This is a genomic window from Rhizobium sp. AB2/73 (assembly GCF_020871915.1).
In the GTDB taxonomy this organism is placed as follows: domain Bacteria; phylum Pseudomonadota; class Alphaproteobacteria; order Rhizobiales; family Rhizobiaceae; genus Rhizobium; species Rhizobium dioscoreae.
On record NZ_CP067073.1, the window covers coordinates 905,558 to 919,326 of the forward strand.

Consider the following 13,769-nt stretch of genomic DNA (forward strand, 5'->3'; position numbering starts at 1 on the left):
TCCTATGGAGGCTCGGACGCAGTTGCCCGATCGTATTTGCTCTTGCTTCGCAATCTTTCGGATAAGAGAAAAGGGCTCACCTAAGCTATGCTTGTTTCTTCTGAATCTCTTGATAGACTTCAATCAAGGATACCATCATAAGTTTCCGCAATCAAAAGGTGCTGGAAAGCAGTTGAGGTTGGGATGGGGATTGTCACACTGGATCATTTCGCCCGCTGTGTCGGGGAGGGGTTCGAAATCGATATGGGAGGAGGGGGCCTTGTCTTTACATTGACCGAGGCGCGGCCCTTGCCTGAACGAGGTTTTGCCGGAATGACGCGCGCCCCCTTCGCACTGCTGTTTCGCAGCGGATCAAAAGTTGTTTTTCCGCAGCAGATTTATAGGCTGAACAACGCCACGCTTGGAATTCTCGACATTTTCCTGGTGCCGGTCGCCAGGGATCAAGATGGGATCATCTACCAGGCGATCTTCAATTGATGCCGGATGATGAATCCCGCGGATCTGACGGAAGCTGATGTCTGCTCCACTCCATGCCTATGTGGGTATCGGTGGTGTCAACTGCCTTAAATCCCAAGACCTGATAAAGCTCGTATGCACGTCTGTTGTTTCGATCGACATGCAAGGTAATCCCCAAGCTTTTGCTCGCTGCTGTCGCATCTTGAATGGCTTTTAGCGTCGCGGTGCCCAGGCCCAAACCACGCCATTCCGGTAGAAATCCGATATCGATGATGTGCCAGATATTCGTACTGACATTAATGTAAAGGCGGCCGATGGAAATGCCGTCCTTTTCTATGATCAGGAAGTCTGTCTGCGGGAAGGTGGCGATATAATAGCGATGTTGGAGATTGAACTGCTGATCTAAAAATTCTTGCTTGTCCTCCGGCGACCACGGAACCTGGGCCAGTTCATTCTCACGAAACGAACGGTAAAGCTGGCGTAGAAATGGAATATCGTCTAGCCGCGCGGGACGCAGCATACAGGCAGGAACGCGGAACGGATGATCGTCAGTGCGCGCAGGAAACTCCGGTAGCTGGCCGACCGCTGCGCCAGACATCATCCGAAGGATGGAAATATGCCGTTGAGCGCGATGCTGAAGTTGACCGCGAGATAGGGCTGACGGTTTTCGTGCGGCTGGCCCTCGCCCGCAATGCCGATAACATTCTGCGCGAACTGCGCGTTCGGCTGGGCATTGGCCAGAAACGGACTGCTCGAATTCGGCAGGCTCAGGGCGTTTCCGGCGCTCGGTGTCGCGGCTCGCTTGGACGTGTCGCCTTGATTAAAGAGGGTCAAGGAATGCGCGTGTGCCGGCATCTGCGCCTGGGTTAACGTTACTCCGTTGCTGCCGAAGGTCTCGCCCTCGGTACGTGGCGTCAGGCCTGGTCCCTGTCCTTGATTGCAACCTGCGCGATTGGCGAAGTTAGGCAATTGGAATGTGGTGGTGCCGTTGCCGCCATACTGGACGCCAAGCAAGGAAAAAAGCGCGGTGTTCTGTTGGATCGGGATCGTCGCGCCGTTGCAGAATGCCCAGTTGCGCGGAGCGAAGTCGAAACCAAACAGCTGGATCTCACCGATGAAAGATTGTGTCATAGCAATGTCCTCGATGGAAAAGGCGCGATTCAACCGTGTGAGGGAAAGATGCCGGCCCATGCGATGCAATACTGCACGGTCAGCGTCGGCATCGTATTGTCATGCGGGGTCGTCGATCCCGTCATCTGCGTTGCCGCCGGTGATGTGGTGATCGGAGTGGCTCCACTTATATCCGTCGCATACATCGTATCGCCGCTCACCGCGCCAAGTTCGACCGTCGGTCCAACAGCCATGCTAGTCGCGGCGCCAGTGGTGGCAAGGTATGGATGTGTGTGCGACGGCATTTGCAAGGGTAGGAGTGTGACGTTCTCACTGCCAGCGGATTGGCCGATCACATAGGTCGACAAACCCGGCCCCGCACCCTGATGCATGGGCACGCGCCCGCATAGATTGGGCGTCGCGAATGTTGTGATGCCATCACCACCGTAGATCGTACCGATCAACGTGTACAGTTCCTGATATATGGAGATGGACTGCAGTGAATTGTCGCACGGCAGCCATCCGTGGGGCACGCGGGAAAAGCCAAAAAGCCGGATTTCTCCGACAAAGGGGGCGCTCATCGTTGATCCTCCGAGCAAAAGGTTGACAAGAGATGATCAGCTGCGAGATGGAAAAATTCCCTGCAGCGCAATGCAATAATTGATCACGTCGTAGGGTTGCATATTGGCGTGAGGCTGGGTGTTGCCGGCGGGAGTCACGGTCTGGCTCGACAGCACAACCGTATCGCCACTGGAAGGGCCGTAGATATTGGCGCTGTTGGTGCCGTAAAGCGCATTACTAGGGCTGCGCACGGTGCCGTTGCTGGTCGTCCCGGTCGCGAGGTGAATGTGCTGAGGCAATTGCTGCTGCAGCACGGTCACATTTTCCGCACCGCCGGTTTCGCCGATATTGTATGGAGCGGGCTGCCAGGCGGGATCCACGGAAGGTCCAAATCCGACAGGCGTACGGCTTTGCATGTTGGGCAAGGCAAAGGTTCGAATTCCATCTCCACCGTAGTAGGTGGCCAGTAGTGAGAACAAGGCTTGGTTCTGCGCGATGGGAAGAATCTGGCCATTGCAAAGCGCAAAACCTCTAGGCGCAAAGGGGAATCCTGTGAGCATAATCTGGCCAAGAAACACGTCTGACATCTCATACCCCTGAATATTCTAATTATATTATTTGCCATCATCTCTCAATCAATACGATAGATGCAAGAACAAACTTGACCCTCATAGGTATAAAAATTCAGGGAATTTCTATTATTTTTTTAAAAAATCAAAGGTTGTGATCGGTTATCAAAAAATCAGAAAAGACGTCAATTATCAGCATGTTGTTCGGTTGTATAAATTAAAAATACAAGGATGCGAGTGTTCAAAACATCGGACTAGCCGTTCACGGACAGCCCCCTGCCATGGAGATCGGCCTACTGTTCGTTCCGTGAGCACAAGTTACACCGATCACGGTCGACCAAATGTTGCTCCGGCATGACGCTCATCCCGTCGAGCGGACGCTTTCTTCGAGTGCATATTTCGATTTCCCCCGAACCAGACGTAAGGGGGACGCAAGGAAGATTGCGCGCTCTCTCTTATCGAGAGCTGGGGCATGATCCGGCGAGCCGGATAATTGGAAACCGAACATGGAGGGGCCCTCCATAGGCGGCCTCAGGATTGGCCGACCCTCGCGAAGCCCTGAGGAGCCCTCTTAAAATTTCTTGCTTGCTGCGACCTTGGCGCCGACGGATTTCTGGCCATCGCCCTCGATATTGAAGAGCAGGCTAGTGTCGAGCATCCAGAAGTTCGTTGTCTGTATGGAGACGCCAGCGGTGACCGCACCGAAGGCGCCGGCGCCGTCGAGACCGGAGAAGCCGCCCGTCAAACCAAGCTTCGGTATCAGTTTGGCGCCGCTTTCGAGCGTGAAGGACCTTGCGATCTCGGCGCCAAGGCTGACGCGGAATTGGTCTTCGTTGAAGCCTTCGATGGTGATCGCATCGCCGGCTCCATTCTTGACCGTATAGTCGTCGACCTTTTCCGAGAAGTAGATCGCCCTGAGCTTCGGCGACAGTGTCGTGTTCTCGTCGAGGTACCATTGGCCCTCGATCGACGTATCCGCCATCCACCGCGTGGTCTTGAAATTGCCGTCCCAGAACTGGGTATCGATGGTGTTGTTCGAGCCGCCATAGCGCAGGCTGCCGTTCCAGAATACGCCCTTGCCGAGCTCGATCGAAGCATAGGGTCCGGCAAGCCAGCCATTGCCCGTCAATTCCGCGTCCTCATCGGTCGGGTCGGTCATGCGGTCATAATGGAAGGAGAGACCAATTAGCGCATGTTCGGAGATCAGATAGTCCACGCCCATGTTAACCATGGCGAAACTGCCCCACTTCGAGTCGTGAGTGTCCTTGCTGCCCTTGTCGTCATGGGTCAGGAAGGCACCGCCGATCCAGACGTTGAACCGGGCTGACGCCGCATCCGGATCGCCGCCAGCCGCCCGCATCTGCGTGAGGCTGGTGGAGAAGCTGAGCGTCATGCCCTCTTCCGATGGCATCATGCGACCGCTGATCGGGTCAGTCGCCTTCTCCATCTGCCGGCGCTGCAGGAGCCCCGGTACCTCGATCGTGTTGGCGATCATGTTCTGCCGGGATTGCACGAAGTCATGCACGAGGTTGCTGATATCCTCGGCAACCTTCCCGGCGTCATAACTGACATTATAGGTGACTGTAGCCGTATTGGAGGTTCCAAGCGCGCTGACGAGCTTGTAGCCGACCCGGACCTGACCGGAATAGGCGGGGTTCAGCACATAATGCAGGTACCAGCCAACCGGAGTGGTGACCGGGCCTGCCTGCGCCAGCTGACCCTGGATGATCGTCGCCGTGCCGGCATTGGCAGGCTCCACGAAAGCGAGGATCGCGGCGGTGAAGGGACCGCCGGTCGCGCCGCGATTGAGGTAGACGTCGGGCGGAGCCGAGCCTGCAGGTACGTTGACGACCATGTCCAGAACGGTAACCGATCGGGTCTTCACTCTGAGGCTATAGGAGGCGCTCCCGGTCGCACCGTTGCCATCGCGAACCTGGATGGTGAAATTGTAGGCCCCTTCCGTGCCTCCCGAGATCGGACCGTTGAGCTGGCCAGTGGAGATGTTGAGTACCAGGCCGTTCGGCAGGTTGCCGGAGACGATACTATAGATCTTTGTGCCCGCACCGCCGGTCGTGGTGATCTGCTGGCTGTAGGCTTCGCCCGCCATCGCATCGGGGAGGGGGCCGCCTGCCGGACTGAATACGAATGTTGTTGGTGGCGGCGAAATGGCGATCGTATAGGCCGCGGAGGTCACGGCGCCGTTGGCATCGGTGGCGGTGATGGAGAAGCTGTAATTGCCCGGCGTCGTCGGCGTGCCGGTAATGGCTCCCGTCGCATGGTTGAGCGCCAGCCCGGCCGGCAGCGTGCCGGCAGCACTATAACTATAGGGGCCGGTTCCCCCCGAAGCAGTGATGGTCTCGCTGTAAGCCGTGGTGACGACGCCCGCCGGCAGGGCACCGCTCGGCGGCGAGAATGTCAGGTTTGGCGCCGTGATCGTCATGCTGACGGTTGCCGGTGCCGAAGTGCCTGAGGCATTGGTTGCGGTGTAGGTGAAGCTGTCCGATCCGCTATAGCCCGGGTTCGGCGTGTAGGTGATGGATGTCCCCGAGGCGGCCGCGGTTCCGTGGCTGGCCCCCGTTGCCACCGCGACCGAGATCGCCGCGCCGCCCGTGATGGCGAGCGTGATCGGATTAGCCGATGAATTGGCGGCAACGGTTGCCGCGACGTTGCCGGCGATCGGTGGCTGGACGTTGACCGCCAGACTGTATGCCCTAGAGCCTGTGAAGGGACCGGCTCCGGTCGAACTATCGGTTGCGGTGATCGTCACATTGAAAGTGCCCGATGCCGTCGGAATGCCGGAAAGAACACCAGCCGACGAAAGCGTCAGGCCGGCGGGCAGGGCACCTGACGTCACTGCATAACTATAAGGACTGGTGCCGCCCGACGCGGTGATGGTCTGGTTATAGGCAGCGGCAACGGTCGCAACCGGCAGCGCCGCCGGTGCGATTGCAATCGTCGCAGCGCCGATAACCAAACTGTAGGCCCTGGAGCCGGTAAAAGCGGCGCTGTCCGTCGCCGTGATCGTGATATTGAAGGTGCCTCCGGCGGTCGGTGTGCCCGAAAGTATGCCGCCCGACGACAGGGTGAGGCCGGCTGGCAAGGCGCCTGCCGTGAGCGTGTAGCTGTAAGAGCCGATGCCGCCGGAGGCACTGAAGGTCTGACTATAGGCAGCCCCGATCCTGGCCGGCGGCAGGGTTGCCGGTGTGATCGTGATCGTTGGGGCGCCGATCGTAACGGTATAGGCCTGCGAGCCGGTGAAGTGGTTGGCGTCCGTTGCGGTGATTGTGAAATTAAAAGGCCCAGCGGTCGTCGGCGTCCCAATGAGAGTGCCTGCCGAGGAAAGCGCCACGCCCGCTGGGAGGTTCCCGCTCGCAAGGCTGTAAGTGTAGGGAGCAGTTCCGCCCGAGGAGGTCAGTGTCTGGCTATAGGCGGTTCCGGCCGTACCCCTCGGCAGGGTTGCGGGGGTGATCGTGATCGTTGGGGCGCCGATCGTAACCGTATAGGCCTGAGAGCCGGTAAAGTGGTTGGCGTCCGTTGCGGTGATGGTGAAGTTGAAAGGCCCGGCTGTTGTCGGCGTACCGACGAGCGCACCGGCCGACGAAAGCGCTACGCCTGGCGGAAGGCTCCCGCTTGTGAGGCTAAAGGTATAGGAGCCGGTTCCGCCCGAGGCTGTCAATGTCTGGTTGTAGGCGGTTCCGGCCGTGCCCCCGGGCAAGGTTGAGGGGCTGATCGTGATCGTTGGGGCGGCGACCGTCAATGTGTAGGCTTGTGCGCCTGTAAAGGGACCCGTGCCGGTAGAGCTGTCCCTGGCAACGATCGTGAAGCTGAAGTTCCCCGCGTTGGTCGGTATACCAGAAAGAAGGCCGGCTGAGGAAAGTGCCACGCCCTGCGGAAGGTTCCCGCTCGCGAGGCTGAAGGTATAGGAACCCGTGCCGCCAGAAGCCGCGAGCGTCTGACTATAGGCTGTTCCGGCCGTTGCGGCAGGCAGAGCGGAAGGGCTGATTGTGATCGTCGGTGCGGAGACGCTCAAGCTATAGGCCCTCGAGCCGGCGAACGGCCCTGTCCCGGTCGAGCTATCGGTCGCGGTAACCGTGAAATTGAACGTGCCGCCTGCCGTCGGCGTGCCTGTGAGTGCGCCTCCCGATGAGAGCGTCACGCCGTCGGGAAGCGCGCCTGCTGTGACCGCAAAACTATAGGAACTGGTACCTCCCGACGCTGTAATGGTTTGACTATAGCTGGCAGCAACGGTGGCGGATGGGAGCGTGGCCGGCGCGACCGTAATCGTTGGCGCTGAAACCGTCAGGCTATAGGATCTTGAGCCGGTAAAGGGGCCTGTACCCGTGGAACTGTCCGTTGCCGTGATAGTGAAACTGAAGCTGCCTCCCTCCGTCGGCATGCCGGTGATTACACCGCCCGATGACAAATTCAGGCCGTGTGGAAGCGAACCTGCCGTAACGGCAAAGCTATAGGAACTGGTGCCGCCGGATGCGGAGATGGTCTGGTTGTAACTGGCACCGACGGTCGCAGCCGTCAACGTCGCCGGCGCGACCGTAATCGTCGGCGCCCCAATGGTCAGGCTATAGGCCTTTGAACCGGAAAATGGTGCGCCCGTGCCGGTGGAACTATCCCGCGCGGTGACCGTGAAGTTGAACGTACCACCCGCTGTCGGCGTGCCGGAAAGCGTACCCGAGGAAGAGAGCGTCAAGCCGGCTGGGAGAGCACCGGATGTTACACTGAAACTATAGGAACTGGTTCCGCCCGAGGCCGTGATAGTTTGGCTATAGGCGGTTCCGACTGTGCCCGCCGACAAGGAGGCTGGGTTGACGGAAATCGTCGGCGCGGAAATACCCAAAGTATAAGATATCGAGCCTGTGAACGGCCCAGTCCCGGTAGAACTATCGGTCGCGGTAATTGTGAAAGTGAAACTGCCTGCGGCTGTCGGTGTGCCTGAGATCGCGCCTGTCGTCGTCAAGCTGAGGCCGTTGGGAAGAGCGCCTGATGTGACCGCATAAGTGTAAGAGCTGGTGCCACCGGCGGCGCTAACGGTCTGGTTATACGTGGTTCCGACAGCGCCTGAGGTGAGCGTGGCTGGCCCGAGCGTAATCGTCGGCGGGCTGACCGTTATAGTCACCGTCGCGGGCGATGAGGTGCCGGCCGCATTGGTCGCAGTATAGGTGAAGCTATCCGGACCGGAATAGCTCGCTGTCGGCGTATAGGTGATCGAGGTGCCGCTTGCCGTCGCAGTTCCGTGAGACGCCTGCGTCCCGACGGCCACCGAGGAAGCTGCTCCTCCCGATAGGTTCAGCGTAATGGCATTGGACGTGCTGCCATGACTTACCGTGGCGCTGACCGAGCCGGCAATAGGTGGTGTCAATCCCGCCGGCGCGATCGCAATATTTACTGTGAAGGGATGGGCGCTCGCATCGGCCAAGGTGAAGGTGTCTTGGGTCGCTCCGTCGCCGCTGTTCGTGTAAGTGAACGAGCCGGCAGCTGCGTTGTAGTTCGTTATCGTACCATGCTGTGGAAGTACTACGTTTGGATCGCCAATAGGATTGAGACCAACTGGATCGCACAGCGCCCCGATGTTGACATTAAGTGTCCCGCCGGAAGCCATTGGGCTTGTCGATGGCGTCGTGTGGGAATCGGGGAAGTTGAGGGTAGTGCATGCCGCGTGGGCCGTGCCTGGACTTGCCAGCGATAGACCGGTGCAGAATAAGGCAGCGAGCAGCATTATCCTAAGCAGCAGCGCACAAGCGCGCGCGAAATCTTTCGATCGCGTGGTTATTTTGGAGAGCTGTCTCGCGTCCCGCATGGCGCGGTGGACCTGTATTTTTACGAGAGCATTTTCCGATAAGGAACTATTGTTCCCAGGGCGGGATTTTCTTCCCGCAGTCCTGGTCGCCAGCTGTTCGACGCTTTTCATTTGCCCAACCCAAAGACCGAGCAAACCCCACCACGAAAAGCAGGAAGTTGCTCTTGTGCTTGCTCGTCTGCATTGTGGCCGACGCCCCTCTACTCGATCGAAGTACTATATAAAGCAACCTGAAAGGCAATTTCACATGCCCGGGAATCCCAAAGATTGATTCTTTTTGGATCATTATTCAATCAAATGTTGTATATTAGCAACAATGCAGATTGCATGATTTGCCATCATCCTACAGTATAGGCAGTTCCGTGCGCCTTCCGAGGATGTCGCGATCCAGGCTGCGAGCCGCGGAATCCGCTCTAGCGTGATCCGTCCTCCCCCAACTGTGCACGGCTCCGGCGACGAAATGTTCCTCCCAAAGCTGATCAGCATAGCCAAGCAAACTGGTTTTTCGGCCTATGTCGAAGACGGAGAGAACCGATGGCCGGCAGTTCATCGTCTCGACGCCGCCCGGCTTTATCGCTTGGCAGCCGAGCGGAGGGCCTGGCGAGCGGTTCCACGCGGTTGCGGAGAGGAATATACCTTTCCAAGCGATAGCTCAGGTGATCGGCAAAATGCAGGACGTTCCGGTGCGAGCAATACAGGCGTCATCAGCTCCCGAGCAATTTGGATGGTCGGCACCCTTTGTGTGCATGGACTGCCCCGCATCCAGCTCGTTCACTCAATCTCGCCTGGGCTGGCGCCCAGAGGCGCGGGGGCTCTTGAGTGATTTAGCAGATGGCGGCTATTTGTGAACCGGCATGAACACCTCTGATACCTGGCGTTCTGGGGTCTATGTTTCGGAAACTTATTCCGTTTGCTGTTGCAGGCCGCCATAGACGTGGATGACATCGCCGATTTCGCCGGGCTCATTGCAGGTGAAGCCGATGAGGCCGATTTCGATGATCTCGTCCTTCCTCGCATCGAGACCGGTCGTCTCAGTGTCGAAAATGACACTATGGGGCGGATATCCCGGCCTCGCGGCAGGGGCATCAGGCCTCCTGAATCCTCGCAGCTCGAGGTGCCATCACCGCCCGGAACGAGCGCATTCTTGCGACACACGTAGCGCGGCCGATCCGTGCCATATCGGGAACTTACTCTTATGGGCCAGATCTCTTCAAGATTTCAGCCGGCGGAACTATTGCTCAAAAATCAGTGACGCTCTATATGTAGGTACTTACCTACATGGAGGTTGCCTATGAGCATCACGAGTTTGTCCAGCAGAGAGGTCAATCATGACGTCAGCAAGGCTAAAAAAGCCGCTCAGAACGGTCCTGTGATAATCACAGATCGCGGCAAGCCATCGCACGTCCTAATGACCTATAGTGAATTCGAGCGTTTGTCAGGGAAACGCAGGAACCTCGTTGATGCGCTCGCTATGCCCGGCCTTTCGGCTATCGAGGTGGATACGCCTAGAGCCAAAATCGCGACACGCGAGGTCGATCTGTCTTGAAGTACTTGCTCGATACGAACGTCGTCTCCGAGCTGCGCAAGGTTGGGGATGGCAAAGCAGATGCAAATGTCACGCAATGGGTTGCCTCGCAGGATGCCAGTGAACTCTTTATCTCCGCTATCACGATACTGGAGATCGAACGCGGGATCTTGAGCGTTCAGCGCCGCGATGCGTCACAAGGTGCTCGATTGCGAGAATGGATGGATAGCCGCGTTCGCCCGGAATTTGTGGATCGCATTCTGCCCATAGACGATGCCGTCGCCACGCGCTGTGCTCACCTTCATATTCCCGACCGCCGCAACGAGGCCGATGCCTTGATCGCTTCAACAGCGCTAGTCCATGGCCTGACTGTCGTCACGCGGAATATCAAAGATTTCGATGGCACTGGTGTAATCATCGTTGATCCGTGGCAGGGCTGAACTTCCAGGGACAACCGAGAAGATATAGCTCAGGTGCAGCAACGGGTGCACGGACAATCTTATCAGGCGCTTGGCTTTTGGTTGAAGCAGATCGACGGTTCGCATCCCTTCAAGAGCAAAAGTAGGAAGGACTGAAGGCAGAGGCATTTCAGGGCTATCGGCTAACTTAGCAGTAAGAAGAAGCAAGCTGCGCCATCTGAGATCACTTCCAACGATTGGCCGGATCGCTGTCGCTTGCGGGAGACGACCAAAGGGACTTCGATAAATGCCCTGCGTATCGCTTGACGATCCTTGTAGGCAGGGTAGCGATCATGGGGGCTCCCTGAACGGCGGTCAGCACAGTCGAAATTTTGACGCGCCAGGGGAAGGCTTTCGACGTACGTCATTCCCGGATCACGGTTGACTCATTTCCAATCCGCATGACGTTGACTTCCAATTGTCATGATGCAAATTTCCAACTGTCAGAGATTCGGACAAAGTATGTACGAACGTCTTGTCGCACACCGGGTGGAGGAAGCCCTTTCAGATACCCCGGTAGTCCTGATCGTAGGACCGCGCCGGGCAGGCAAGACCACACTTGTCTGGAAGATGGGGAGGCCGGTCGGACCTATATTACTCTCGACGATCAGACGACGCTCGATGCCGCGCAGTCCGATCCGACCGGCTTCATTCGCAGCCTCGATCGCGCCATAATCGATGAGGTCCAGCGCGCGCCCGATCTGCTGCTTGCGATCAAAAAGACGGTAGACGAGGACTATCGTCCCGGGCGCTTCCTCCTGACTGGCTCGGCCAATGTGCTCACCTTGCCGCGAGTTGCCCACAGCCTAGCGGGACGGATGGAAACTATTCGAATGCTGCCACTGGCTCGCGCTGAAATAAAAAGTCAGACGCCGACGTTCCTCGAACGACTATTTGAGGGGAAGCTTCAGGGAAACCGAGAGGCGATTGTCGGCGACGACCTCATCCAACTCGTGCTGTTAGGAGGTTTTCCCGAGGCGATTAGCCGCGAGAGCGAACGGCGACGGCAGGATTGGGCTCGGTCCTATCTGACATCTGTTCTGACCCGCGATCTTAGAGACATCGCCGAGATCGAGAAGCTGACCGAGCTGCCGAAATTTGTTCGACTGCTGGGGGAGCATTCGGGGCAGTTGGTCAACTATTCGCAGTTCGGCTCCAGCATCCATGTCAGCCACAAGACGGGGCAGCGCTATGTGGCGCTGTTGGAGCAGGTCTACCTCGTCTCGACATTGCAGCCTTGGTACACAAACGCGTTTAAGCGGATCGCCAAGACGCCGAAGCTACATTTTCTCGATTCCGGCCTTCTCGCAGCGGTGCGCGAATTGACATTCGATCGGACAAAGGCGGACCGCAGCGTACTTGGCGCGCTTCTGAAAAGCTTCGTGTTTGCCGAAATTCTGAAGCTCTCGGATGCGTCCGACTTACGCCTGACGCCATACCATTTTCGCGATCAACAGATGCATGAGGTGGACATCGTCCTAGAACGCGACGATGGCATGATCGTGGGGATCGAGGTTAAGACCTCAGCGACGGTGAAGTCCAGTGACTTCGCCGGACTGCGGACCCTGGCCGCAGCGTGCAAGGACCGGTTCGCCTACGGTGTAGTGCTGTACGATAGCACCGATTTCGTTCCCTTCGGCGACAGGTTGGCCGCAGCGCCATTGTCCGCCTTATGGGCCAAATGATCATCGGAAAGCAGATTCACGTCCCGGTGACTGGACTTTTCATTTCCAATAGCCCTCGTGCATGCCTTGTGCCCACGCGCGCGGGAAAAGGTATCTTCATATGCCCCGACGTCTTTCTAACTGGCGACCTCAGCGAGGGAAGGCTGGTCCAACTTCTCACTCCTTTCCCGTCAAGAACGATCGCGATCCAGGTCGTCCAGTTACCATCGGCCTTTCGCAAACCCAAGGTCGCCGCATTCATCCACGTACTATATTCGAGAAAATAGTATAACGAGAATCAGAGTAGGTGGTGACCGGTATTGGAGGAGTTGATGCGTGGCAGCAGCCAAGCTTGTTTACAGGTTGTATCTATACTAGATTTGTGAAAACGATATAGAGGCCGCCGTGATTAAGCAGATTGATCTCATGTTCCGCACCATGGTCGCGGAGCTCCAACAACGGGCATTTGATGATGATTGGGCGGAAGACTTCCCCCCATCGGGTAGATTCGTGCCGGTGGCAGTCGATGGTCGGCGTTATTGGTATTTCGACCAACCCGATGGTGAGGGTGGGCAGAAGCGCCGGTACGTCGGTCCTGCCGACGATCCCTTGATTTCGGAACGGGTCGAAACCTTCAAGGGTGAGAAGTCAGACTTTAAGGCTCGCCGCAAGTTCGTTTCCACGCTAACGCGCGAGGCCGGTTTGATTGCCGCTGATCGCTTTACCGGGGATATCGTACAGACGCTTGCCAAGGCCGGTCTCTTCCGGTTGCGCGGCGTTCTCATCGGCACGGTCGCTTTTCAATGCTACTCGGCATATCTTGGCATCCGTCTGCCTTCGGCGGCGATCCTAACAGGTGATGCAGACCTAGCCCAGGATTTCGCGATTTCCGCCGAAGTGGCGGATTCGCTGCCGCCGATCCTCGATCTCCTAAAAGGGCTTGATCCGACGTTCCGCGCAGTGCCACATATCAGCGGCAGCTCTCGATCTCATGCCTTTCGTAATCAAACCGGTTACAGGTTGGAGTTCATGACGACAAACAGGGGAGCCGAAGAATACTCCGACAAACCCGCCAACATGCCCGCTCTCGGTGGCGCGTCAGCCGAACCGCTAAGATTCATGGATTTCTTGATCCGTGATCCCGTTCGTTCGATCCTGCTACATGGTGCCGGTGTCTCAGTTGTCATCCCTGATCCTTGCAGGTACGCGGTGCACAAGCTTATCATTGCCGGTCGCCGCCAAAGCGACGCCGGCGGCCAGGCCAAACGGGATAAAGACCTTAGACAGGCAGGAATACTATTCGAAGCCCTGCCGGTCACGGGCCATGGGCCTTCCCTGGCTGACGCTCTGGAGGAGGCATGGGATCGCGGCCCTGCTTGGAAGCTGGCGATCTCGGAAGCGGCCGAAACCATGCACAAGGAGTATTGGGACGCTATCAATCGAATGGTTGGCACTCTCAAGCGATAAAGGTTGGCCTCCTCGAAAAGGCGGGCTCTATGACAACGCTCATTCGCATCAGGTTGCGCTGAGCCTAAGCTTTGTCTGACTCAGCTATCCGTGCCGCTTAGCAGAGCTGCTTCAAAATCTTGGCGGCCCATGCTGCCTTGTCCTGCG

General features: G+C 57.6%; 9 protein-coding genes and 2 pseudogenes. 5 read left to right on the top strand and 6 right to left on the bottom strand.

Annotation, left to right across the window (positions count from 1 at the left end):
- The first annotated feature begins 183 nt into the window (after positions 1-183).
- Positions 184-477 carry a hypothetical protein gene (locus I8E17_RS30240; RefSeq protein WP_113367534.1) on the top strand — a complete coding sequence of 98 codons (294 nt, stop codon included), beginning with the start codon at positions 184-186 and terminating at the stop codon, positions 475-477.
- Here the strand turns inward: I8E17_RS30240 and I8E17_RS30245 are convergent.
- From I8E17_RS30245 to I8E17_RS30270, 6 genes and pseudogenes are all read right to left on the bottom strand, one after another.
- Entirely contained in the window at positions 470-1,057 is a 588-nt protein-coding gene (locus I8E17_RS30245) for an N-acetyltransferase (RefSeq protein WP_113367535.1), read from the bottom strand. The two genes, I8E17_RS30240 and I8E17_RS30245, sit on opposite strands and share 8 nt — an antisense overlap.
- The gene (locus tag I8E17_RS30250) at positions 1,054-1,587 is read right to left on the bottom strand and encodes a tail fiber protein (RefSeq protein WP_113367548.1); all 534 of its coding nucleotides are present in this window, start codon (positions 1,585-1,587) and stop codon (positions 1,054-1,056) included. The genes I8E17_RS30245 and I8E17_RS30250 overlap by 4 nt, the downstream gene beginning before the upstream one ends.
- 29 nt (positions 1,588-1,616) lie before the next feature.
- The gene (locus tag I8E17_RS30255) at positions 1,617-2,147 is read right to left on the bottom strand and encodes a tail fiber protein (protein ID WP_069611888.1); all 531 of its coding nucleotides are present in this window, start codon (positions 2,145-2,147) and stop codon (positions 1,617-1,619) included.
- A 36-nt stretch (positions 2,148-2,183) separates the two neighbouring features.
- The gene (locus I8E17_RS30260) at positions 2,184-2,714 is read right to left on the bottom strand and encodes a tail fiber protein (protein WP_069611887.1); all 531 of its coding nucleotides are present in this window, start codon (positions 2,712-2,714) and stop codon (positions 2,184-2,186) included.
- A 553-nt stretch (positions 2,715-3,267) separates the two neighbouring features.
- On the bottom strand, positions 3,268-8,310 hold the full coding sequence (locus I8E17_RS30265) for a putative Ig domain-containing protein (RefSeq protein WP_162750990.1): 5,043 nt from the start codon (positions 8,308-8,310) through the stop codon (positions 3,268-3,270).
- 1,105 nt (positions 8,311-9,415) lie between these two features.
- A pseudogene (locus I8E17_RS30270) lies at positions 9,416-9,616 on the bottom strand (exonuclease domain-containing protein); the annotation flags it as partial.
- Positions 9,617-9,799: 183 nt separating this feature from the next.
- Between I8E17_RS30270 and I8E17_RS30275 the strand changes: the two are divergent.
- The 4 genes and pseudogenes from I8E17_RS30275 to I8E17_RS30290 all read left to right on the top strand — a co-directional run bounded on the left by I8E17_RS30275 (position 9,800) and on the right by I8E17_RS30290 (position 13,622).
- Positions 9,800-10,054 (top strand): type II toxin-antitoxin system Phd/YefM family antitoxin, encoded by a 255-nt coding sequence (locus tag I8E17_RS30275; RefSeq protein ID WP_069615449.1) that lies wholly within the window; start codon positions 9,800-9,802, stop codon positions 10,052-10,054.
- Complete coding sequence (locus tag I8E17_RS30280) at positions 10,051-10,473, top strand: type II toxin-antitoxin system VapC family toxin (protein WP_113367538.1); 423 nt, start codon at positions 10,051-10,053, stop codon at positions 10,471-10,473. The genes I8E17_RS30275 and I8E17_RS30280 overlap by 4 nt, the downstream gene beginning before the upstream one ends.
- Before the next feature lie 480 nt (positions 10,474-10,953).
- Positions 10,954-12,176: pseudogene (locus I8E17_RS30285) on the top strand (ATP-binding protein).
- A 387-nt stretch (positions 12,177-12,563) separates the two neighbouring features.
- Positions 12,564-13,622: a GSU2403 family nucleotidyltransferase fold protein gene (locus I8E17_RS30290; protein ID WP_229002266.1), complete on the top strand. Its 1,059-nt coding sequence runs from the start codon at positions 12,564-12,566 to the stop codon at positions 13,620-13,622.
- Positions 13,623-13,769: the final 147 nt, after the last annotated feature.

Coding starts and splice junctions, on each gene's coding strand:
- I8E17_RS30240 (WP_113367534.1), top strand. CDS start 184: ATGGGGATTGTCACACTGGATCATTTCGCCCGCTGTGTCGGGGAGGGG.
- I8E17_RS30245 (WP_113367535.1), bottom strand. CDS start 1,057: ATGATGTCTGGCGCAGCGGTCGGCCAGCTACCGGAGTTTCCTGCGCGC.
- I8E17_RS30250 (WP_113367548.1), bottom strand. CDS start 1,587: ATGACACAATCTTTCATCGGTGAGATCCAGCTGTTTGGTTTCGACTTC.
- I8E17_RS30255 (WP_069611888.1), bottom strand. CDS start 2,147: ATGAGCGCCCCCTTTGTCGGAGAAATCCGGCTTTTTGGCTTTTCCCGC.
- I8E17_RS30260 (WP_069611887.1), bottom strand. CDS start 2,714: ATGTCAGACGTGTTTCTTGGCCAGATTATGCTCACAGGATTCCCCTTT.
- I8E17_RS30265 (WP_162750990.1), bottom strand. CDS start 8,310: ATGGCTTCCGGCGGGACACTTAATGTCAACATCGGGGCGCTGTGCGAT.
- I8E17_RS30275 (WP_069615449.1), top strand. CDS start 9,800: ATGAGCATCACGAGTTTGTCCAGCAGAGAGGTCAATCATGACGTCAGC.